General features: G+C 59.0%; 20 protein-coding genes and 3 tRNA genes. 12 read left to right on the top strand and 11 right to left on the bottom strand.

Annotated features, from left to right (window positions below):
- Positions 1-242 precede the first annotated feature (242 nt).
- Complete coding sequence (locus BVU99_RS17245) at positions 243-3,299, top strand: FAD-binding and (Fe-S)-binding domain-containing protein (protein ID WP_099816793.1); 3,057 nt, start codon at positions 243-245, stop codon at positions 3,297-3,299.
- Positions 3,296-3,712 carry a 1,4-dihydroxy-2-naphthoyl-CoA hydrolase gene (gene menI / locus BVU99_RS17240; protein WP_144334732.1) on the top strand — a complete coding sequence of 139 codons (417 nt, stop codon included), beginning with the start codon at positions 3,296-3,298 and terminating at the stop codon, positions 3,710-3,712. The genes BVU99_RS17245 and menI overlap by 4 nt, the downstream gene beginning before the upstream one ends.
- Before the next feature lie 45 nt (positions 3,713-3,757).
- On the opposite strand, the gene BVU99_RS17235 is transcribed toward menI, so the two are convergent.
- Complete coding sequence (locus BVU99_RS17235; RefSeq protein WP_099816794.1) at positions 3,758-4,162, bottom strand: hypothetical protein; 405 nt, start codon at positions 4,160-4,162, stop codon at positions 3,758-3,760.
- 526 nt (positions 4,163-4,688) lie between these two features.
- On the opposite strand from BVU99_RS17235, the gene sufA reads away from it, so the two are divergent.
- The 7 genes from sufA to BVU99_RS17200 all read left to right on the top strand — a co-directional run bounded on the left by sufA (position 4,689) and on the right by BVU99_RS17200 (position 11,608).
- On the top strand, positions 4,689-5,060 hold the full coding sequence (gene sufA / locus BVU99_RS17230; protein ID WP_004931368.1) for a Fe-S cluster assembly scaffold SufA: 372 nt from the start codon (positions 4,689-4,691) through the stop codon (positions 5,058-5,060).
- Positions 5,061-5,074: 14 nt separating this feature from the next.
- Positions 5,075-6,571, top strand: a complete 1,497-nt coding sequence (gene sufB / locus BVU99_RS17225) for a Fe-S cluster assembly protein SufB (RefSeq protein ID WP_025302644.1) — start codon at positions 5,075-5,077, stop codon at positions 6,569-6,571.
- Between the two features lie 43 nt (positions 6,572-6,614).
- Positions 6,615-7,361 carry a Fe-S cluster assembly ATPase SufC gene (sufC, locus tag BVU99_RS17220; RefSeq protein ID WP_016927936.1) on the top strand — a complete coding sequence of 249 codons (747 nt, stop codon included), beginning with the start codon at positions 6,615-6,617 and terminating at the stop codon, positions 7,359-7,361.
- Positions 7,336-8,622, top strand: coding sequence for a Fe-S cluster assembly protein SufD (gene sufD, locus BVU99_RS17215; protein WP_049209413.1), 1,287 nt, complete (start codon positions 7,336-7,338; stop codon positions 8,620-8,622). The genes sufC and sufD overlap by 26 nt, the downstream gene beginning before the upstream one ends.
- Positions 8,619-9,845: a cysteine desulfurase SufS gene (sufS, locus tag BVU99_RS17210; protein ID WP_099816795.1), complete on the top strand. Its 1,227-nt coding sequence runs from the start codon at positions 8,619-8,621 to the stop codon at positions 9,843-9,845. Before sufD ends, sufS begins: the two co-directional genes overlap by 4 nt.
- Before the next feature lie 36 nt (positions 9,846-9,881).
- On the top strand, positions 9,882-10,298 hold the full coding sequence (sufE, locus tag BVU99_RS17205) for a cysteine desulfuration protein SufE (RefSeq protein WP_025302647.1): 417 nt from the start codon (positions 9,882-9,884) through the stop codon (positions 10,296-10,298).
- Between the two features lie 296 nt (positions 10,299-10,594).
- Positions 10,595-11,608 carry a L,D-transpeptidase family protein gene (locus tag BVU99_RS17200; RefSeq protein ID WP_099816796.1) on the top strand — a complete coding sequence of 338 codons (1,014 nt, stop codon included), beginning with the start codon at positions 10,595-10,597 and terminating at the stop codon, positions 11,606-11,608.
- 140 nt (positions 11,609-11,748) lie between these two features.
- On the opposite strand, the gene BVU99_RS17195 is transcribed toward BVU99_RS17200, so the two are convergent.
- The 7 genes from BVU99_RS17195 to BVU99_RS17165 form a co-directional block, all read right to left on the bottom strand.
- Entirely contained in the window at positions 11,749-11,985 is a 237-nt protein-coding gene (locus tag BVU99_RS17195) for a major outer membrane lipoprotein (protein ID WP_004931354.1), read from the bottom strand.
- Between the two features lie 308 nt (positions 11,986-12,293).
- On the bottom strand, positions 12,294-13,706 hold the full coding sequence (pykF, locus tag BVU99_RS17190; RefSeq protein ID WP_025302649.1) for a pyruvate kinase PykF: 1,413 nt from the start codon (positions 13,704-13,706) through the stop codon (positions 12,294-12,296).
- Between the two features lie 393 nt (positions 13,707-14,099).
- Positions 14,100-14,405, bottom strand: a complete 306-nt coding sequence (locus tag BVU99_RS17185; protein ID WP_025302650.1) for a cupin — start codon at positions 14,403-14,405, stop codon at positions 14,100-14,102.
- 121 nt (positions 14,406-14,526) lie between these two features.
- Positions 14,527-14,603, bottom strand: a tRNA-Val gene (locus BVU99_RS17180).
- A gap of 20 nt (positions 14,604-14,623) precedes the next feature.
- Positions 14,624-14,700 (bottom strand) — tRNA-Val (locus BVU99_RS17175).
- Between the two features lie 20 nt (positions 14,701-14,720).
- A tRNA-Val gene (locus tag BVU99_RS17170) sits at positions 14,721-14,797 on the bottom strand.
- A 181-nt stretch (positions 14,798-14,978) separates the two neighbouring features.
- Complete coding sequence (locus tag BVU99_RS17165; RefSeq protein ID WP_043141143.1) at positions 14,979-16,355, bottom strand: MATE family efflux transporter; 1,377 nt, start codon at positions 16,353-16,355, stop codon at positions 14,979-14,981.
- 239 nt (positions 16,356-16,594) lie between these two features.
- Here BVU99_RS17165 and BVU99_RS17160 point away from each other — a divergent pair, with 239 nt between their 5' ends.
- Both BVU99_RS17160 and BVU99_RS17155 read left to right on the top strand, forming a co-directional pair.
- A complete protein-coding gene (locus tag BVU99_RS17160) occupies positions 16,595-17,251 on the top strand; it encodes a riboflavin synthase subunit alpha (protein ID WP_099816797.1) in 657 nt (218 codons plus the stop codon).
- A 54-nt stretch (positions 17,252-17,305) separates the two neighbouring features.
- Positions 17,306-17,599, top strand: coding sequence for an I78 family peptidase inhibitor (locus BVU99_RS17155; RefSeq protein WP_016927929.1), 294 nt, complete (start codon positions 17,306-17,308; stop codon positions 17,597-17,599).
- Between the two features lie 73 nt (positions 17,600-17,672).
- Here the strand turns inward: BVU99_RS17155 and cfa are convergent, their stop codons facing one another.
- Entirely contained in the window at positions 17,673-18,824 is a 1,152-nt protein-coding gene (gene cfa / locus BVU99_RS17150; protein WP_043141148.1) for a cyclopropane fatty acyl phospholipid synthase, read from the bottom strand.
- A 343-nt stretch (positions 18,825-19,167) separates the two neighbouring features.
- The gene (punC, locus tag BVU99_RS17145; RefSeq protein WP_089180838.1) at positions 19,168-20,379 is read right to left on the bottom strand and encodes a purine nucleoside transporter PunC; all 1,212 of its coding nucleotides are present in this window, start codon (positions 20,377-20,379) and stop codon (positions 19,168-19,170) included.
- Between the two features lie 123 nt (positions 20,380-20,502).
- Between punC and punR the strand changes: the two genes are divergently transcribed.
- Positions 20,503-21,447, top strand: coding sequence for a DNA-binding transcriptional activator PunR (gene punR / locus BVU99_RS17140; RefSeq protein ID WP_025302655.1), 945 nt, complete (start codon positions 20,503-20,505; stop codon positions 21,445-21,447).
- Here the strand turns inward: punR and purR are convergent.
- Entirely contained in the window at positions 21,444-22,469 is a 1,026-nt protein-coding gene (purR, locus tag BVU99_RS17135; RefSeq protein WP_025302656.1) for an HTH-type transcriptional repressor PurR, read from the bottom strand. The genes punR and purR overlap by 4 nt on opposite strands.
- Positions 22,470-22,561 lie beyond the last annotated feature (92 nt).

Raw genomic sequence — 22,561 nt, 5'->3', positions numbered from 1 at the left:
TGGCTTCTCATCCTGGTCAATTAAATCCCTGGCACCGGCGAATCGGGGTGCCTGTCGGTCGGTTTATCGCCGCCGGGCGGCCGCCTGTGGCGGCGCTCGCAGGGCGGTAATAATGTGAATGCCTTCACTAAACGAGTATGTTAGTTTTTAGTGTCACTAAAAAATAGGGTGGGTCTGAATTAAAGGCCCGATTCAGCGTACATCAGCGCATAAAAAATAGACGGACAGGGTCAAAAAAGCGAATGATCCCACAGATTTCTCAGGCGCCCGGCCTCGTTCAACGGGTGCTCGACTTTTTGGAAGCACTGAAGCAAAACGGATTCAACGGCGATACCGCCACCAGCTACGCCGACCGCCTGACGATGGCCACCGACAACAGTATCTATCAGCTGTTGCCCGATGCGGTGGTGTTCCCCCGTTCCACCGCTGACGTGGCGCTGATTGCGCGTCTGGCCGGGGAAGAGCGATTCAATACGCTGACCTTCAGCCCGCGCGGCGGCGGCACTGGCACCAACGGCCAGTCGCTCAATACCGGCATCGTGGTCGATATGTCGCGCCATATGAACCGCATTCTGGAGATCAACGTCGAACAAGGCTGGGTGAAAGTCGAAGCCGGCGTGATCAAGGATCAGCTGAATCAATACCTGCGGCCGTTCGGCTACTTCTTCTCGCCGGAACTGTCCACCAGCAACCGCGCCACGCTGGGCGGCATGATCAACACCGACGCCTCCGGCCAAGGTTCGCTGGTATACGGCAAAACCTCCGATCACGTGTTGGGCCTGCGGGCGGTGCTGCTGGGCGGCGAGATGATCGATACCCGCGCCATGCCGACGGCGCTGGCGGAAACGATTGCTCTGGAAGAGACAGCGGAAGGGCGTATTTACCGCACGGTGCTCAATCGCTGCTGTGAGCAGCGCGCACTGATCCTCGAGAAATTCCCCAAGCTCAACCGCTTCCTCACCGGTTACGATCTGCGCCACGTGCTGAGCGACGATCTGCAAACCTTCGATCTGACGCGCATCCTGACCGGCGCCGAAGGCACGCTGGCGTTTATCACCGAGGCGCGGCTGGATATCACGCCGCTGCCGAAAGTGCGCCGCCTGGTCAACGTGAAGTACGACTCCTTCGACTCGGCGCTGCGCAATGCGCCCTTTATGGTCGAGGCCAAGGCGCTGTCGGTGGAAACCATCGATTCCAAGGTGCTGAATCTGGCGCGTGAAGACATTGTTTGGCACTCGGTGAACGAACTGATCGCCGACGTGCCGGATAAAGAAATGCTCGGGCTGAACATCGTCGAGTTCGCCGGCGACGATCGGGCGCTGATCGACGGCCAGATGGAGGCTCTGTGCCAACGGCTGGATGAACTGATCGCGCAGCGGCAGGGCGGCGTGATCGGGTACCAGATCTGCGGCGATCTGGCTGGCATCGAGCGCATTTACAACATGCGCAAGAAGGCGGTCGGGCTGCTGGGCAACGCCAAGGGGCGCGCCAAGCCGATTCCGTTTGCCGAGGATACCTGTGTGCCGCCGCAACACCTGGCGGACTATATCGTCGAATTCCGTCAACTGCTTGACGACCACCACCTGAGCTACGGCATGTTCGGCCACGTCGACGCCGGGGTGTTGCACGTGCGCCCGGCGCTCGACATGTGCGACCCGCAGCAGGAAGTGCTGATGAAGCAGATCTCCGATCGGGTGGTGGCGCTGACCGCCAAATACGGCGGTCTGTTGTGGGGGGAGCACGGCAAGGGCTTCCGTGCCGAGTACAGCCCTGAGTTCTTCGGGGAAACGCTGTATGAAGAGCTACGCCGCATCAAGGCGGCGTTTGATCCGGATAACCGTTTGAACCCGGGCAAGATCTGTTCGCCACTGGCGGTAGATGCACCGATGATGGAGGTAGACGCGGTCAAACGCGGCACCTTCGATCGTCAGATCCCGGTCGAGGTGCGCACCTCGTTCCGCGGCGCGCTGGAGTGTAACGGCAACGGTCTGTGCTTCAACTTCGACGTGCGCAGCCCGATGTGCCCGTCGATGAAGATCAGCGGCAACCGCATCCATTCGCCGAAAGGGCGGGCGACGCTGGTGCGCGAGTGGCTGCGTCTGTTGGCCGAGCAGGGCGTCGATCCGTTGGCGCTGGAGAAACAGCTGCCGCAGCAGCGCCTCAGCTTGCGTGGCCTGATCGAAAAGACCCGCAACAGCTGGCATGCCGGTAAGGGTGAGTACGACTTTTCGCACGAAGTGAAAGAGGCGATGTCCGGCTGTCTGGCCTGCAAGGCCTGTTCCACCCAGTGCCCGATCAAAATTGACGTGCCGGGGTTCCGTTCGCGCTTCCTGCAGCTTTACCATACCCGCTACCTGCGCCCGGTGAGCGACTACATGGTCGCCGGCGTAGAGAGCTATACCCCATTGATGGCCCGCGCGCCGAAGGTGTTCAACTTCTTCTTCCGCCAGCCGTGGCTGCGGGAGATGAGCCGCAACGCCGTCGGCATGGTCGATCTGCCGCTGTTGTCCAGCCCGACGCTGCGTCAACAGCTGTCCGGCCACCGTGCGACCACGCTGACGCTGGAGCAGCTGGAAGGGCTGAGCGCCGAGCAGCGCGCAGAACACGTGCTGATCGTCCAGGATCCGTTCACCAGTTATTACGACGCCAAAGTGGTGGCGGACTTTGTCCGGCTGGTGGAGAAGCTCGGTTATAAACCGGTGCTGCTGCCGTTCTCGCCGAACGGCAAGGCGCAGCATGTGAAAGGTTTCCTGACGCGGTTTGCCCGCACCGCGCGCAAAACCGCCGATTTTCTCAACCGCATGGCGCAGCTCGGCATGCCGCTGGTGGGCGTCGATCCGGCGCTGGTGCTGTGCTACCGCGACGAATACCGTGAGATCCTCGGCGCCGAGCGCGGCGATTTCCAGGTGCAGCTGGTGCATGAATGGTTGCAACAGCGGATCGCGGATCGCGCCGAACAGCCGGCGACCGGCGAACCCTGGTATCTGTTCGGTCACTGCACCGAAACCACCGCGCTGCCGGCCAGCGGCCAACAGTGGGCGGCGATCTTCGCCCGCTTCGGCGCCAAACTGGAGAACGTCAGCGTCGGCTGCTGCGGCATGGCGGGGACTTACGGCCATGAAGCCAAGAACCTGCAAAACTCGCTCGGCATTTATGAGCTATCATGGCACCCGACGCTACAGCGTTTGCCGCGGCAGCGCTGCCTGGCGACCGGTTATTCCTGCCGCAGTCAGGTGAAACGCATCGAGGGCAATGGCGTGCGCCACCCATTACAGGCACTTCTGGAGATGATTGAGTGAAATTGTGGAAACGTGAAACATCGCTGGAGCAGCTGAACCGCGCCGGCGACGGCTGCATGGTCAGCCATGTGGGCATCGAGTTTACCCAATTGGGCAAGGATTTCCTCGAGGCCACCATGCCGGTCGATGGCCGTACCCGCCAGCCGTTCGGGCTGTTGCACGGCGGGGCGTCGGTGGTGCTGGCGGAATCGATGGGATCGATGGCCGGTTACCTGTGCAGTGAGGGCGAGCAGAAAGTGGTGGGGCTGGAGATCAACGCCAACCACCTGCGCGCGGTGTTCGATGGCCAGGTGCGCGGGGTATGTCGCGCACTGCACGTCGGCCGTCGCCATCAGGTGTGGCAAATCGAGATCTTCGACGCGCGCGATCGGCTGTGCTGCACCTCGCGTCTGACCACGGCGGTCATCGACTGATTCTCGCCGGTTTCCGCAGGCTGCCGGCCTGCGGAGCCTTTCGCTTTACAGCTGAAACGGCACGCGTTTAACGAAGTCCTTCTGAAACGCGTTCGCCTTCTCCCAGGTGCCTTCCATCGCATACTTTTGGCAGATCAGCGTCAGCGTGTGGCGGGCGAAGTGGTAGCTTTGCACCCGAAACAGCTGGCAGCGCTGCGGATTGTTGATCTCGACGATCAGCCGGTTGTGCAGCTTGCTGAGCGCGTGCAGGTAGCTGTCATCGTCGCCGTTCTCCAGGCACAGATTGGCCATGGTGAGGCTGACGTTGTTGTACCGCTTCAGATGATCGATATTGCATTCCGGCCGCCGCAGCGCCGCTTCGGCCATATAAAAGTCCACCGTGGCGTCGCGCACGCTGAATTTGTAGTCATCAATCTTGCCCAGCAACCATGCGTTGATCGAAAGAGTCATTGGCTTCGCGCTCAAATCCAAATTGAATGATAATCATTATCATATAAATTGCCGCGTTGCCGATCAATCCCCGGCGCGGCGTTTTTTCATCGTGGGGGTGTAAAAGGCCGCCGACGACCCAATTTAATCCTGAGCGACTAAACTTTAACCTGAGGGGCGCGCGCTGGTGCCGCGCCACGAAATGCCGATAAACGCACATTTACGACAGACAGAATGCAGAAATAGGTATTTTCTATGAATGTTTAGATCGGCAGTGTACCGCGGCACTGTAACGCTGACGGGCCACCGGGGAGTGCGGTACGGTGATGCAGGATAAAGAACAAATTCATAGGGATAGCATGCACACCTTGCCGCCAGATGCCGCAAGCCACCACGAATGTCCCGCTGGCTTGCCGCACGCCGCAGCGAAAAACCGCGCTCGCGGTGGATACCCCCGCAAAACAAACGGTTGAAGTGATAATCGTTATCACTAACATATAAGCAACCCAGATTGGCTGTGGCCAAACACGAGTGTGAGGTAGACCCTATGCAAACGGAAAATGTCGGCACCTTTTCTCTGGATGAAAATGTCTGGCAAGGCATTTCGCTCAGCGACAGCGCCGTACGACAAATAACGAAACTGATGCAGCAGGATCCGCAGGTGAAAGGGCTGCAGCTAGGGGTGAAACAATCCGGCTGCGCCGGCTTTGCCTATGTGCTGGATCTGACCCGCGAACCCGCCGATGACGATCTGCTGTTTGAGCGCGACGGTGCCAAACTCTATGTGCCGCTGAAGGCCATGCCGTTCATCGATGGCACCACGGTAGATTACGTCCGCGAAGGGCTGAATCAGATATTCAAATTCAACAACCCTAAAGCTCAGCATGCCTGCGGGTGCGGCGAGAGCTTTGGCGTTTGAGCGATGCAATCAACATGACACGAAGCAATGTAGAAATGCCTAATGAAGTGCAGGCTTGGGTCAGCGAAGGTCGCTACAAAGAAGGTTTCTTCACCCAGCTGGCAACCGATGAGTTGGCCAAAGGCATCAACGAAGAGGTGGTTCGCGCCATCTCGGCCAAGCGCAACGAACCCGAGTGGATGCTGGAATTCCGCCTCGAGGCCTACCGCGCCTGGCTGCAGATGGAAGAGCCGCACTGGCTGAAGGCCAATTACGAACGCCTTAACTACCAGGACTACAGTTACTATTCGGCGCCGTCCTGCGGCAGCTGCGACGACGCCTGCGGTTCGCAACCCGGCGCCGAGCAGCAACCGGGCGCGGCGACGGAAAAAGATTACCTGACCAGCGAAGTGGAGCTGGCGTTCAATCAGCTCGGCGTGCCGGTGCGCGAGGGCAGCGAAGTGGCGGTGGACGCCATCTTCGACTCAGTATCGGTCGCTACCACTTACCGTGAAAAACTGGCGGAGAGCGGGGTGATCTTCTGCTCGTTCGGCGAAGCGATTCAGGAATACCCGGATCTGGTGCGTCAGTACCTGGGGCGCGTAGTGCCGTCCAACGATAACTTCTTCGCTGCGCTGAACGCCGCGGTGGCCTCTGACGGCACCTTCGTCTATGTGCCGAAAGGCGTGCGCTGCCCGATGGAGCTGTCGACCTATTTCCGTATCAACGCCGCCAAAACCGGCCAGTTCGAGCGCACCATCCTGATCGCCGACGAAGGCAGCTATGTCAGCTATATCGAAGGCTGTTCTGCCCCGGTGCGCGACAGCTATCAGCTGCACGCGGCGGTGGTGGAAGTGATCCTGCATAAAGACGCCGAAGTGAAATACTCGACGGTGCAGAACTGGTTCTCCGGCGGTGAGAGCAAGGGCGGTATCCTCAACTTCGTCACCAAGCGCGCGCTGTGCGAAGGCGCCGGCTCGAAAATGTCCTGGACCCAGTCGGAAACCGGCTCGGCCATCACCTGGAAATACCCGAGCGTGATCCTGCAGGGCGACAACTCGATCGGCGAATTCTTCTCGGTGGCGCTGACCAGCGGCCATCAGCAGGCGGACACCGGCACCAAGATGATCCACATCGGCAAAAACACCAAGTCGACCATCATCGCCAAAGGCATCTCCGCCGGCCACAGCGAGAACACCTATCGCGGCCTGGTGAAAATCCTGCCGGGGGCGGAAAACGCCCGTAACTTTACCCAGTGCGACTCGATGCTGATCGGGCCGGACAGCGGTGCCCACACGTTCCCTTACGTTGAAGCGCGCAACAACAGCGCTCAGCTGGAGCACGAAGCCACCACCTCGAAGATCGGCGACGACCAGCTGTTCTACTGCCTGCAGCGCGGCATCAGCGAGGATGACGCCATTTCGATGATCGTCAACGGTTTCTGCAAGGACGTTTTCTCCGAGCTGCCGCTGGAGTTCGCCGTCGAGGCGCAGAAACTTCTGGCCATCAGCCTGGAACACAGCGTGGGTTAATCGCCGCATTTTTAGCGCCGTCGGCGCTATCTGAGGACACAGCATGTTAAGCATCAAGAATTTGAAAGTCAGCGTGGAAGGCAACGAGATCCTCAAGGGATTGGATCTGGAGATCAAACCGGGCGAAGTGCATGCCATCATGGGGCCGAACGGCTCGGGCAAGAGCACGCTGTCCGCCACGCTGGCCGGGCGTGAAGAGTACGAAGTGACCGAAGGGGAAGTCACCTTCAAGGGCAAGGATCTGCTGGAGCTTGATCCGGAAGACCGCGCCGGCGAGGGCGTGTTTCTGGCCTTCCAGTACCCGGTGGAGATCCCCGGCGTCAGCAACCACTTCTTCCTGCAGACCTCGGTCAACGCGGTGCGCAAATACCGCGAGCAGGAGCCGCTGGATCGCTTTGACTTCGCCGATTTCATCGAAGAGAAAATCGCGCTGCTGGACATGCCGGCCGACCTGCTGACCCGTTCGGTCAACGTCGGTTTCTCAGGCGGCGAGAAAAAGCGCAACGACATTCTGCAGATGGCGGCGCTGGAGCCGGATCTGTGCATTCTCGATGAAACCGACTCCGGTCTGGACATCGATGCGCTCAAGATCGTCGCCAACGGCGTCAACTCGCTGCGGGACGGCAAGCGCGCCTTTATCATCGTCACCCACTACCAGCGCATTCTGGACTACATCCAACCGGATTACGTACACGTGCTGTCGCAGGGGCGCATCGTCAAATCCGGCGATTTCTCGCTGGTAAAACAGTTGGAGGAGCAGGGCTATGGCTGGCTTACCGACCAACAGTAATTCAAACGCGCTGCAGCAGCTGTATCGCCTGTTCGAAGGCCGCGGCGGCGAGCGTTCGCCGCATGCGCTGGCGCACTGGCAGCAGGCGCTGCGCCTCGGCTGGCCGACGCGCAAGCATGAAAACTGGAAATACACGCCGCTGGAGAGCCTGCTGGAGCAGCAGTTCCTCGAGCCGCAGCCCGCATTGGTGAGCGCAGAGCAGCTCGAGGCGCTGGCGCTCGGCATCGATGCCTGCCGGCTGGTGTTTATCGACGGCCGCTACAGCGCCGCGCTGAGCGATGACGATCTGGGCGACTACCAGTTCGAGTTGACCGCCTACGGCACGCCACAGGCGCTGCCGGAGGCGATCCAACCGGAAATTTTCCTGCACCTGACCGAAAGCCTGGCGCAGGAAACCAGCCTGATTCGCCTGCCGGCCGACAAGGCCCCGGCTCGTCCGCTGTACCTGCTGCATATCAGCAGCGGACGCGGCGCCAGCGGGGAAGTGAACACCGTGCATCACCGCCATCATCTGGAGATTGGGCGCGGGGCCGAGGCGGAAGTGATCGAACACTACGTCAGCCTGGGCGAGGCCGCGCACTTCACCGGTGCACGCCTGACCGCCAACGTGGCGGACAACGCCGGACTGTTGCACTGCAAGCTGGCGTTTGAGAGCCAGCCAAGCTACCACTTTGCCCATAACGATTTGGTCATTGGCCGCGACGCGCGGGTGAAAAGCGACAGCTTCCTGCTGGGCGCCGGCTTGACGCGGCATAACACCAGCGCGCAGCTGAACGGCGAAGGCGCGAACCTGGTGATCAACAGCCTGGTGCTGCCGGTGGGCAAAGAGATCTGCGATACCCGTACCTATCTGGAGCACAACAAGGGCTATTGCGAAAGCCGCCAGCTGCATAAAACCGTGGTCAGCGATCGCGGCAAGGCGGTGTTCAACGGCATGATCAAAGTGGCCAAGCACGCGATTAAAACCGACGGCCAGATGACCAACCATAACCTGCTGTTGGGTAAGGTGGCGGAAGTGGACACTAAGCCGCAGCTGGAGATCTACGCCGATGACGTCAAGTGCAGCCACGGCGCCACCGTAGGGCGCATCGATGAAGAGCAGCTGTTCTATCTGCAGTCGCGCGGTATCGACAAGCACGCGGCACAGCAGATGATCATCTTCGCCTTCGCCGCCGAGCTGACCGAAGGCATCGCCAACGACATCATCCGGGAGCGGGTGCTGGCACGCATCGCCCAGCGCCTGCCGGGGGAGGCTGCATGAGTTATCCGATTGAACGCGTGCGCGGCGATTTCCCGCTGCTGGCGCGTGAGGTGAACGGCCAACCGCTGGCCTATCTCGACAGCGCCGCCAGCGCGCAGAAACCGCAGGTGGTGATCGACCGCGAGCTGGATTTCTATCGCCACGGCTATGCCGCGGTGCATCGCGGCATTCACACCTTGAGCGCCGAGGCGACTCAGCAGATGGAAGCGGTGCGGGAACAGGCGGCGCGCTTTATCAACGCCGCCTCGGCGGAAGAGATGGTGTTCGTCAAGGGCACCACCGAAGGCATCAACCTGGTGGCCAACAGCTTTGGCCGCCACCTGCTGCAGCCGGGCGATGCGATTCTCATCACCGAGATGGAACACCACGCCAACATCGTGCCCTGGCAGATGCTGGCGCAGGAGCGTGGGTTGCAGCTGCGGGTTTGGCCGCTGCAGCCCGACGGCACGCTGGATCTGGCGCGGTTGCCGGAGCTGGTCGACGCGTCCTGCAAACTGCTGGCGCTGACCGAGGTCTCCAATGTGCTGGGCACCGTCAACCCGGTGCGCGACATCATCGCCGGTGCCAGAGCCCTGGCGCCGGATCTGACGGTGCTGGTGGACGGCGCGCAGGCGGTGATGCACCAGCGCGTCGATGTCCAGGCGCTAGACTGCGATTTTTACGTGTTTTCCGGCCACAAGCTGTACGGCCCTTCCGGTATCGGCATGCTGTATGGCCGCCAGGCGCTGCTGCAGCAGATGCCACCGTGGGAAGGGGGCGGCTCGATGATCCGCCAGGTCAGCCTGACGGCGGGCACCACCTTCGCCGATCCGCCGTGGCGCTTCGAGGCGGGTTCGCCGAACACCGCCGGCATCATGGGGCTGGGGGCGGCGTTCGATTACGTCGAAGCCCTGGGTCTGAATGCGATCCACGATTATGAACAGTCGCTGATGCACTACGCGCTCGAGGCGCTCAAGCAGGTGCCGACGCTGAAAATCTATGGTCCGGCACATCGGGCCGGGGTGATCGCCTTTAATTTGGGAGAACACCACGCCTATGACGTCGGCAGCTTCCTCGATCAGTATGGCATCGCCATTCGCACCGGCCATCACTGCGCCATGCCACTGATGGCGTTTTATCAGGTGCCGAGCATGTGCCGCGCTTCGCTGGCGTTATATAATACCCGCGAAGAGGTGGACCGGCTGGTGGCCGGGCTGCAACGCATTCATCAGCTATTAGGTTAGGCCGGGGCGCGTCCCCGGCGGTACAAAAGGATCCCCATGGCGAATTTGCCGGACAAAGATAAATTGGTGCGTAATTTCTCCCGCTGTCTGAACTGGGAGGAGAAATACCTGTACGTGATTGAACTTGGCGCCAAGTTGCCGCCGCTGGACGAGGCCGAGCGGCAGGCCGGCAACCTGATTTCCGGCTGTCAGAGCCAGGTGTGGATCGTGATGCGTCTCGATGAGCAGGGGCAGGTCGAGTTTCACGGCGACAGCGATGCGGCGATCGTCAAAGGGCTGCTGGCGGTGGTGTTTATTCTTTATCGTCAATTAACGCCACAACAGATCGTCGATCTCGATGTGCGGCCGTTTTTCGGCGAACTGGCGCTCAGCCAACATCTGACGCCTTCACGCTCGCAGGGGCTGGAGGCGATGATCCGTGCCATTCGCAGTAAAGCGGCGCAGCTGGCCTGATCCTTAACGCCTTTCTCCTCAAGGCTCATTGATATATTCGCTTTGTCAATGAGTCTTTACAATCCGTTGTTTTCCCCAGGAACCATCCCCCAATTCAGTGATATTTCAGCAGCTTACCTATTGACGTTTCGTTGACAATCAACGACGGCGATTACGTTATAACGTGTTGATTTTTAGAGAACTTATTGCCTTTGATGCCAGCGTTGCTAGTATTAATCAGGTATTGTCTGATTTACCCACCGTCGGGCGCTCGTTAGCCTTGGGGGCGAACCGTCATAAAAAATATAGGGATGATAATGAAACGTGCGTTGAGTTTAATGGGCATGGTCTTCGCCACCGTACTGGCCGGCACGCAGGCCGCCAGTGCGACCGAGTACCCGCTGCCGCCGCCAGACAGCCGTCTGATCGGTGAAAACACCACTTATACCGTGCCAAACGACGGCCGTCCGCTGGAGGCGATCGCCGCCGACTACAAGATTGGCCTGCTGGGCATGCTGGAAGCCAACCCTGGCACCGATCCGTTCCTGCCCAAGCCAGGCACGGTGCTGACCATTCCGACCCAAATGCTGCTGCCTGACACTAAGCGTGAAGGGATTATCGTCAATCTGGCCGAGCTGCGTCTTTACTACTACCCGAAAGGCGAGAACAAAGTGATCGTCTATCCGATCGGCATCGGCCAGACCGGGATGCACACGCCGCTGGAAGTGACCTCCATCAGCCAGAAGATCCCTAACCCGACCTGGACGCCCACCGCCAACATCCGCAAGCGCTATCAGTCCCAGGGCGTGACGCTGCCTGCAGTGGTGCCGGCCGGGCCTGAGAACCCGATGGGGCTGTTCGCCCTGCGTCTGGCGATGGGGCGCGGTGAATACCTGATCCACGGCACCAACGCCAACTTCGGTATCGGCATGCGTATCAGCTCCGGCTGCATTCGCCTGCGTCCGACGGACATCGAAGCGCTGTTCAATCAGGTGCCGCGTGGTACACGGGTGCAGGTGATCAACGATCCGGTGAAGATTTCGGTTGAGCCGGACGGCAAACGCTATGTGGAAGTGCACCAGCCGCTGTCGCGGGTAGAAAGCGACGATCCGCAGACCATGCCGATCGCGTTGTCTAAAGCGGAGAAAGCCTTTGCTGCGGATGGTCAGACCGATCGCGCCGTGTTCGATAGCGCGGTTGTACGCCGTTCTGGCATGCCGGTGCTGGTCAACGTAGGGGAGAGTCCGTCTGAGGTGAGTTTAACGCCTGCAGCGGCGCCTGCGGCGAATAAGAGCCCATTCAAGGCAGCGCCAATCAGTTCGGTGAACTAAGTTTGCAAGATTGAGCGGTCGAAGAGGGGTTCAGCGTGCTGAACCTCTTTTTTTGCCCGCTATGCAGGAAAAATCAGTCCAGGATACAGGCGAAAAAAAACGGCGCACAATGTGCGCCGTTTTCAATAACCAAAGCTATCTTACTTTTTGTAAGCGTGAGCTTGGTTGTCCAGACGCTGGTTAGCGCGTGCTGCGTCGTCTTTAGCAGCTTGAACGTCAGAACGCATTGCGTTCACGTCGTTGCTCAGCTGATCAACTTTAGCGTTCAGAGTCTGAACGTCAGAAGACAGTTGATCGATTTTAGCGTTGCTAGAGCAGCCAGCCAGCAGAGTGGAACCCAGGATTACCGCGCCCAGTACCAGTTTAGTACGATTCATTATAACACCCTCTAGATTGAGTTAATCTCCATGTAGCGTTACAAGTATTACACAAACTTTTTTCGAAAGAGAATAATTTTTTAGTGTTGAGGTGCTTTATTTTGATCGTTCGCTCAAACTTGCATCTGGTTTTACAAATTAGTTAAAAAAACGAGGGAAAACAGCCGGCTTCCATGGGACTACTCCGATTCTTTATTAGCTAAATAATGAGCGGTCCGCGGTTGCGTTTTGAGAAAAATAGGTTACTGCTGATAAAAAAAACGCCGCAAAGCGGCGTTTTGATCAAGGCAATTATGTCACGTTTTATATTACAGCACGTGTACCGAGGCAGTGTTGGTGGTGCCGCTCGGCACCAGCGCGCCGGAAACCATCACCACGACGTCGCCTTTTTGCGCCAGGCCGCTGGCCAGCGCGGCTTCTTTACCGATGCGGTAGAAGTCGTCGGTAGAAGCGATTTCCTTGACCATCTGCGGGATGACGCCTTTGCTCAGCACCAGCTGATGCGCGGTAGTCTCATTGGTGGTCAGCGCCAGGATCACCGCGTTCGGGAAGTATTTACGCACGGATTTCGCTGACTTGCCGCCGCTGGTGGCGACGACGATCAGCGGCGCGTCCAGTTTCTCGGCGGTTTCAACCGCGCCACGGCACACCGCTTCGGTGATGCGCAGCTTGCGGCGATCGTTCAGGGAGTCGATGCGGCTTGGCATCACGCGATCGGTGCGCTCGCAGATGGTCGCCATGATGTTGACCGCTTCCAGCGGATATTTGCCCTTGGCGCTCTCGCCGGACAGCATGACAGCATCGGTACCGTCCAGGATGGCGTTGGCAACGTCGCCGGCTTCCGCACGGGTAGGGCGCGGGTTTTTGATCATGGAATCGAGCATCTGGGTGGCGGTGATCACCACTTTACGCGCACGGTTGCATTTTTCGATCATCATCTTCTGGGCGAAGATCACTTCTTCGACCGGGATCTCCACGCCCAGATCGCCGCGGGCAACCATGATGCCGTCGGACGCTTCGAGGATTTCGTCGAAGTTGTTCAGGCCTTCCTGGTTCTCGATCTTGGAGATGATCTGGATCTGCTCGCCGCCGTGCGCTTTCAGGTGCTCGCGGATCTCCAGCACGTCGGAACGTTTACGGATGAAGGACGCCGCCACGAAGTCGACGCCTTGCTCGCAGCCGAAGATCAGGTCGCGTTTGTCTTTTTCGGCCAGCGCAGGCAGCTGGATGGACACGCCCGGCAGGTTGACGCCTTTGTTCTCGCCCAGATCGCCGTTGTTCAGCACCTTACAAACGACTTCGTTCTCGGTCACGTTGGTGACTTCCATGCCGATCAGGCCGTCGTCAACCAGCACGGTGTTACCGATCTTCAGGTCGGCGGCGAAGCCGGCGTAGGTGACCGCTACGCGATCGCTGTTGCCGATCACACTCTGGTCTGTGGTGAAGGTGAAGGTTTGGCCGGCGACCAGCGAGGCGTCTTTACCGCCTTCCAATTTCATGGTGCGAATTTCCGGGCCTTTGGTATCCAGCAGGATGCCGGCGTTGATACCGGTTTTCGCCATCACGGCGCGCATGTTCTTGATGCGGTTGCCGTGCTCTTCATAGTCGCCGTGAGAGAAGTTGAGACGCATCACGTTCATGCCCGCATTGAGCAGGTTGGTCAGCATTTCTTCCGATTCGGTTTTTGGACCGATGGTACAAACAATTTTGGTCTTTTTCATGGCGGAGTTTTCTACAAGTTGTGATGGATAAAAAAACGAATTTGACCGGCGCTATTTACGCCGATAGGGAATTTGAGCCGTGCCTGGTGGTGAAAAACATAGTTAAGGATAGGTGACGACAGTTGAAGTGGGGCGGAAAAATTCAGCCCGCGCGGGGGCGCGGAGATGCTGCGCAACGGGGTGAGATGAAATCGTGTTGTTATTGCGTTTTCGCAGATCAAGGGCTGAAACCATTCAACTGATAGACGTTGCGCATTATAAAGGCTAAGCGGCGGGAAACAAAATAAAAAACCGCAGCGGTGTGGCGGATATGTCAAAACGGGGGCAAATGTGGCGCAAATGCAACGCGTTGCGTACAGCTTGTTGCGCAAATAACCTTGCTGTAAATACGGCTTAGCGCGTTTGCGGGATTTCCAGCAGCACGCCGGCGCTCAGGCAGAAGCAGCCGCTGGCGACGTTGGCCGGCAGGATTAGGCTCTCGCCGGCCCGTACTGTCCGCGTATCGCCGCCGAGGGTGAACTCGAATTCACCCGATATCACCCGGGTTTGCAGCGCATGCGGGGGCTTTTGCAGTTGGCCAAAGGCGCCGGCCTCGAAACGCACTTCCGCCGCCGGCGAACCGTCGCTCATCACCCCTTCACGGCGGGCAAGGCCATTGTCGAGCGGTAAAAAGGCGGTTTTGGCGGTGAAGGTGGTCATGTGGCGTTCCTGATGGTGGATGGCGGTAGTTCGGCGCAATCGACATGAGAAATCGAGCGGTCGAGCAGAGACGAAACAACGGGAAGTATAACGCGATAGGGGGAGAGATAAATCAGCAATATGGTGCGTCCGAGTGGACTCGAACCACCGACCCCCACCATGTCAAGGTGGTGCTCTAACCAACTGAGCTACGGACGCACTGCACTGCTTCTGGAATTTGGTGCGTCCGAGTGGACTCGAACCACCGACCCCCACCATGTCAAGGTGGTGCTCTAACCAACTGAGCTACGGACGCACTGTACTGCTTCTGGAATTTGGTGCGTCCGAGTGGACTCGAACCACCGACCCCCACCATGTCAAGGTGGTGCTCTAACCAACTGAGCTACGGACGCATCTTTTCCTGTCTGTCATGGCTGACAGCGGGGACGAATATTAACGAGCTACCTGCGCGCTGGCAAGGGGAAAAGCGCAATTTTATTCGGTATTTCACGCGATTGCTGAGGTTGTGCGCAGTCCGGCGTTTTTTTCCGCAAACCGCAGCCCGGCCGGGGATGAAACCGGCCGGGAGCGAATTCAGCGCGTGGATCGCTGCAGGATGACGGCGGTCGGCTGTTTCTGCAGCCAGCGCATACGCAGCGCCATCATGATGGCGGCGAAGGTCAGGCCAATGATAAAGCCGATCCAGAAGCCGCTTGGCCCCATTGCCGGCACCACCACGTCGGTTAACGCCAGCAGATAGCCGCTCGGCAGGCCCAATACCCAATAAGCGATAAAGGTGATGAAGAAGATCGCTCGGGTGTCTTTATAACCACGTAGCACGCCGCTGCCGATCACCTGGATCGAGTCCGAAATTTGGTACAGCGCCGCCAACAGCATCAGCTGCGAGGCCATAGCCACCACCGCCGGGCTGTCGTTGTACAGCAGGGCGATCGGTTCGCGCAAGGTGGCGGTAAACAGCGCGGTGCAGACGGCCATGGTGATGCCGACGCCGATGGCGGAATAGGCGGCGACGCGCGCGCCTTCGACCGAGCCTTCCCCCAGACGATAACCGACGCGGATGGTGGCGCCGACGCCCAGCGACAGCGGCAGCACGAACATCAGCGCGCTGAAGTTAAGCGCGATCTGGTGGCCGGCGACCGCGACGATCCCGAGCGGCGAAACCAGCAACGCCACCACGGCGAACAGCGTGACTTCGAAGAACAGCGCCAGCGCCACCGGCATGCCGATGCCGATCAGGCGCTTCAGCGCTGCCCAGTCCGGGCCGCCGAGATCGCCGGCCTGGCGTTTGATGTCGCGCTGCGACGGCGCGCGCTTCACGTACCAGCGCATCATCAGGAACATGATCCAGTAGACGCTGCCGGTGGCGACGCCGCAGCCGACGCCGCCGAGTTCCGGCATGCCGAACTTGCCGTAGATGAAGATGTAGTTGATCGGGATATTCACCAGCAGGCCGAGGAAGCCGATCACCATGCCGGGCTTGGTTTTAGACAACCCCTCGCACTGGTTGCGCATCACCTGGAAGAACAGGTAGCCCGGCGCCCCCCACATGATGGCGTGCAGGTAGCCGACGGCTTTATCCGCCAGCTGCGGATCGATGTTGTGCATCATGTCGATGACGAACTTGCAGTTATACAGCACGACGATCAGCAGTACGGAGACGCCGGAGGCCAGCCAAAAACCCTGGCGCACCTGATGGCCGATACGATCGCGCCGGCCGGCACCGTTGAGCTGAGCGATAACCGGGGTCAACGCCAGCAGCAGACCGTGGCCGAACAGGATGGCCGGCAGCCAGATTGAGGTGCCGACCGCCACCGCCGCCATGTCGGTGGCGCTGTAAGCGCCGGCCATGATGGTATCCACCACGCCCATAGCGGTTTGCGATATTTGCGCGATAATGACCGGGATAGCGAGAGCCAATAAACTACGCGCTTCAATTAAGTACTTCTGCACGCATACACCTTTTCTATTTATATATGTGGGAGGGAGGGCTGCCGCGAGAGGACAACAATTAAAATAGCGGAATTTTGTCAAAAAGATTGTACCTGCTCGGCGTCGTTAAGCAAACGCCGCAGATAAATAGTTATTAAATGCGCAGCCATTCCTTTTTTACCGTCGCGGATTTGGTTTTCAGCGCCAACTGGGGCAAACTGCCGGTAGCGTTTTAACCTATTTAGCAAGAAGAGGCACATATGTTCACCGGTATCGTACAAGGCACCGCGCCGCTGGTCGCCATTGATGAGAAACCCAATTTCCGCACCCACGTGATCGAAATGCCTACCGAGCTGCTGCCGGGGCTGGAGCTGGGCGCGTCGGTGGCCCATAACGGCTGCTGCCTGACCGTCACCGCGGTGGAAGGCAACCGCGTCAGCTTCGATTTGATCAAAGAAACGTTGCGCCTGACCAACCTCGGCGATCTGGCGCTGGGCGACATCGTCAATATCGAGCGCGCGGCGAAGTTCAATGATGAAATTGGCGGCCATTTGATGTCCGGCCATATTATCTGCACGGCGGAGGTGGCCAAGATTTATACCTCGGAAAATAACCGCCAGGTATGGCTGCGCATGCCGGATGCGGAATTGATGAAATATGTGCTGCACAAAGGTTTCATCGGCATCGACGGCATTAGCCTGACCATCGGCGAAGTGGTGAATAACCGTTTCTGCGTGCACCTGATCCCGGAAACGCTGGATCGCACCACGCTGGGTAAAAAACGCCTCGGCGACAAGGTGAACATCGAGATCGATCCGCAAACGCAGGCGGTGGTGGACACCGTCGAGCGCGTGCTGGCCAACCGGGAAGCGACGCTGGCGGCGGCGGTGGCGCCGGCGCCGGCGCACAAAGACTGACAGCGATTCGGGCGTTGCCGCCGGAATCGAATCATAAGCAGAGAGGAGAAACGCGTGAAGTTTTATGGGAAAACGTTGTTGTTAACCGCGTTGCTGGCGCTGAGCGCCTGCAGCAGTTCGCCTGAGCAGGGCGCGGGCGCGCAAATGGCCGATGCGGACGATACCTGTGGCGCATCACAGTATCAAAACTTCGTCGGCAAACCGATGACCTCGCTGGAAGGCGTACGGATCGACGCCAAGGTGCGAGCCATTCCGTACAACTCTGCCGTCACCATGGATTTCAACCTGCGCCGCCTGAACTTCCTTGGCGACAGCGACGATAAAATCATCCGCGTTTACTGCGGCTAAGCCGTACGCTTCGAACGAGCAAAAAAGGCCCCGGCGATGTGACTACCGGGGCCTTTTTTGTCGGGCAAGTGGCTTAGCGGGCGACGCGGATGCCGCCTTCAACGCCTTTCGGGCTGAATACCACCTGCCACAGTTGCAGATCGCGCGCCCGGAACGCGCCGGCGCAGGCGTTCAGGTAATAGCTGAACATCCGCTCGAAGCGTTCGGAGTAGCGCGGGGCAAGCTGCGGCCACGCCTGTTTGAAGCGCTCGAACCAGGCCATCAGCGTGCGATCGTAGTCGGCGCCGATGTTGTGCCAGTCTTCCATCACGAAATGGCCTTCGCTGGCTTCGGCGATATGGCTCACTGAAGGCAGGCAGCCGTTCGGGAAGATATATTTGTTGATCCACGGATCGACGTTCATGTCGGTTTTGTTGGAACCGATGGTGTGCAGCAGGAACAGGCCGTGCGGCGCTAAATTGCGTTCTACCACATTGAAATAGGTGCGGTAGTTTTTCGGCCCGACGTGCTCGAACATGCCGACCGAGACAATGCGATCAAACTGCTGATGAAGATCGCGATAATCCTGCAGCAGGATCTGCACATCCAGCCCGGCGCAGCGAGCCTGGGCCAGCTTCTGTTGTTCGGCGGAAATGGTCACGCCGACCACCGACACGCCGTAATGCTTCGCCGCATAGGCAGAGAGGCCGCCCCAGCCGCAGCCGATGTCCAGTAAGCGCATGCCTGGCTGCAGCTGCAGTTTTTCGCAGATCATCCGCAGCTTCGCTTCCTGCGCTTCCTCCAGCGTGGTGGCGTCTTTCCAGTAGCCGCAGGAATACTGCATGTAAGGATCGAGCATCAGGGTAAACAGATCGTTGCCAAGATCGTAATGTTCTTTGCCGACGATCCAGGCGCGCTTTTTCGATTGCAGGTTGGTCAGGCGCGCGGCGGCGATCCGCAGGGTATCTTTCAGGTGGTGGGGAAGTTTCTTCTCCAGCCCGGCGCTGACCACGCGCTGGAAGAATATATCCAGCCGTTCGCACTCCCACCAACCGTCCATATAACTTTCGCCGAGGCCCAGTGACCCTTGTTGCAAAACGCGTTTAAAGAATTCGGGATTTTTAACCTGAATATCGAAAGGGCGCGATCCATTGATTTCGATACCGGCCAGACCGAGCATTTCGTGCGCGATGCGATACCACTGGTTATCCTGGATGCTCAGATCTTCTATACACGATGAACTCATAGCTTCTCCATCACCTTCTTCTGACTGATGACCCGTTAGGAAACAGCTTAGACAATTTCTGCGGGTGCATACGTATACCGACGGGAAATAAGCCCGCGGCGTCTGATATCCGACTATGAACAGAGGAAATTTAAAGAAACGACCCGACGCAAATGGCGCAGGATAAACGCCTCTTTAAAAAAGAGTGTGACGCAAGACGCGTACACAAGAGCTAATTGAGATATAGAGATTATAAGGTGTTACTTTATAAAGTTGTTTTTGAGTATAGGCGTGCCGAGGCGTTGACTCAACTGTAAATCGCACTCGGCGCGCATATTCTTTAAGTGATTATTAAGCTTGGCAATTATGACGCTGAGTTAGCATGTTTCCGCTGCGCCTTTTGCTGCGCATCGCCCGCTTTTCCCCGCTGGAGGAAATAGCCCAGCGCGGCGAGGATCACCGTAGACACCATCACCGTCACCGTCGCCAGCAGCGGCTGGGCAATAAACGCCGACACCATCATGCTCGCCACAAAACACAGCCCCAACTGCAGCGTATTTTGCAGCGCGGCGGCTTTGCCGCTGCTTTCCGGGAACGGCATCAGCGCATTCGCCACCATGATCGGGTAGCCCGCGCCGTTGACCAGCGCCATCACGCAGAACGGGATCAGCAGCGTGGTGAGCGTCGGAGTGGTTACGGTCGCCACCAGATACAGCGCCACCATGCTGACACCATAAGCTACCAGCAGCCACGGTAGTAGGGTTTTGCCATTGATGCGTTTGAGCGCGGCGCGGCAGCCATAGCCCCCCAGCAGGAAAGCCAGCGTCTGCGGCACATAGCTCAGACCAATGTCGCTCGGGCCATAGCCCATATCACCAAGGATGAACGGCGAGCCGGTCAACCAGGCAAAGAAGCCGGCCGAGCAGGCGGCGTACATGGCGACGTTGCCGCTGAACACCGGGGATTTCAATAATTGCCAAAAACTGACGCTGCTTTTTGGCGCATCGGCAGAGGGTTGAGTTTTGGCGCGATCTTTGAGCAGCAACGTCGGCAGCAGCAGCAGGGCGGTGATGGCCAGCAACACGGCGAAGATCGCACGCCAGCTGGCGTGGTTAAGCAGCCAGGCGCCAAGCAGCGGCGCCAGCGCTGGCGACAGCGCGACCAGCGGCATGATGGTGGCGAATACGCGATTGGCCTGGCCTTCGCGATAGCGGTCGACCACCAGCGCTTGCCAGATGGCGGCGGCGGAACAGACGCCGACGGCCTGAATAAAGCGCAGTATCCAGAGCTGCACGGCATTTTCCACCCACAGCATGCCCAGGCAGCCGAACGCGAACAGCGTCAGGCCAATCAATAATACCGGTTTGCGGCCCAGCCGGTCGGAGAGCGGCCCCCACAGCAGCTGCGCGAAGGCGAAGCCGGCCAGAAATATGCTCAGGCTGGCGCTGACCGCGCCGGCGGAAATTTGCAGTTCCTCCCGCATGGCGCCAAAGGCGGGCAGGTACATATCGGTCGCCAGATAACCCAGCATGCTCAGGCCGGCGAGATAGAACATAAAACCAAAGGAGTTTCGCATGGTATTTCTCGTTAATATTTTAGTGTCGCAGGTTTTTAGCGCCGGCCAGTGTATCCGGCTGGATCTCTGCTTGTGAAACGGTAATATTTGCAAAGTGCTGTTAAAAAAATTGAAGGCAAAGCGATGTGGTCTGAATATTCTCTTGAAGTGGTTGACGCGGTGGCGCGCACCGGCAGTTTCAGCGCGGCGGCGCAGGAGCTGCACCGGGTGCCGTCGGCGGTGAGCTACACCGTGCGGCAGTTGGAACAATGGCTGGCGGTGCCGCTGTTTGAGCGGCGTCACCGTGATGTGGAGCTGACGCCGGCCGGCGCGTTATTTATCAAGGATGCGCGAGCTGTTATCAAAAAAATGCTCGACACACGCCGCCATTGTCAGCAGGTGGCTAACGGGTGGCGCGGTCAGCTGAATATCGCCGTGGACATCATCGTCAAACCGCAGCGCAGCCGCCAACTGGTGCTGGATTTCTACCGCCATTTCCCCGACGTTGAACTGATGTTGCAACCCGAGGTGTTTAACGGCGTGTGGGATGCGTTGGTGGACGGCAGGGCGGATATGGCGATTGGCGCCACCCGCGCGGTGCCGGTCGGCGGCGGCTTCGCCTTTCGCGACATGGGGGATATGAACTGGCTGTGCGTGGTCAGCCCGCAGCACCCGCTGGCGCAATTGGCAGGGGCGTTGAATGACGATCGGCTTAGGCCGTACCCTGCGCTTTGTCTGGAGGACACTTCGCGCAATCTGCCCAAGCGTGTCACTTGGACGCTGGATAACCAGCGGCGGCTGGTGGTGCCGGACTGGACCTCGGCGTTCGACTGTCTGTGCGCCGGGCTGTGCGTCGGTATGATGCCGGCGCATCTGGCGCTGCCGCGGGTGCAGCGCGGTGAGTTGAAGGCGTTGCAGCTGCAGCAGCCGTTTCCCGCCAGCCCGTGCTGCCTGACCTGGCAGCAGGATAAACCGTCACCGGCGATGAGCTGGCTGCTGGCGTATCTGGGTGATGGAGAGACGTTGAATCAGGAGTGGCTGAGTGAGGTGGAGCCGGAAGCTGCGCAGGCTTCCGGCGCGGGGGATTAGCGGCGGTAGTCGATGAACGGGCCGTCGGCGACCGAGCGGCGTTCGATCAGCTTCGGATGCACTTCGATCACCTGCGACTCTTCGCGCTTGCTGATGATGCGATCTAGCAGCATGGTGAAGGCCATTTCGCCCAGGCGCTCTTTCGGCTGGTGAATGGTGGTCAGCGCCGGGGTGAAGTAGCGGGCGTTGCGCACATTGTCGTAGCCGATCACGGAAATATCCTGCGGCACGCGCAGGCCCAGCTCGTCGGCGGCGCAGATGGCCCCCATCGCCATGATATCGCCGCCGCAGAATACCGCGGTCGGCCGCTGTTTTTGCGACAGGATTTGGTGCATCGCCTTATAGCCGGACTCCGGCTCGAAGTCACCCTGGACGATCCACTCTTCGCGAATGTCGATATTCGCTTCCTGCAGCGCCTTCATAAAGCCCTGGTGACGGCCACCGCCGGTGTTGCGTGACAGTTGGCCGGGAATGGCGCCGATATCGCGGTGGCCGCGCTCGATCAGGTAACGGCCGGCCAGATAGCCGCCTTCGAACGCGTTATCGATGATGGTGTCGGTGAAATCTCCGCGCGCGGCGCCCCAGTCCATCACCACCATCGGGATGTTACGGTAGTCTTCCAGCATGCCCAGCAGCTGATCCGGATACTCGGAGCACATGACCAGCAGGCCGTCGACGCGCTTTTGCGCCAGCATCGCCAGGTAGGCGCGCTGCTTGTCGAGATTATTGTGCGAGTTGCACAGGATCAGGGTGTAGCCTTTGCTGTAGCAGCTGTTTTCCACCGCCTCGATCACTTCGGCAAAGTAGGGGGCTTCGCTCGAGGTGGCCAGCAGGCCGATCGACTTGGTGTGATTGACTTTCAGGCTGCGCGCCACGGCGCTCGGCGAGTAGTGCAGCTCTTTAATGGCGGCCCACACGGCCGCTTTGGTCTCTTCGGCGACGAAACGAGTCTTATTGATGACGTGCGAAACGGTGGTGGTGGAAACGCCCGCGCGTTTGGCCACATCTTTAATCGTTGCCATGTAAGGAATGACTCCTGAACTCACATGTTTACAGCATGTAAGTGTGATGTTAATCGTTTGCCTACGTAGATCCTTCTCCAGAGAAGCGAAAA

Source organism: Serratia sp. OLAL2, from assembly GCF_002752475.1.
GTDB lineage: Bacteria > Pseudomonadota > Gammaproteobacteria > Enterobacterales > Enterobacteriaceae > Serratia > Serratia bockelmannii.
The sequence above is the reverse complement of the archived record's forward strand: the minus strand, read 5'-3'. Positions and strand labels throughout refer to the sequence as shown.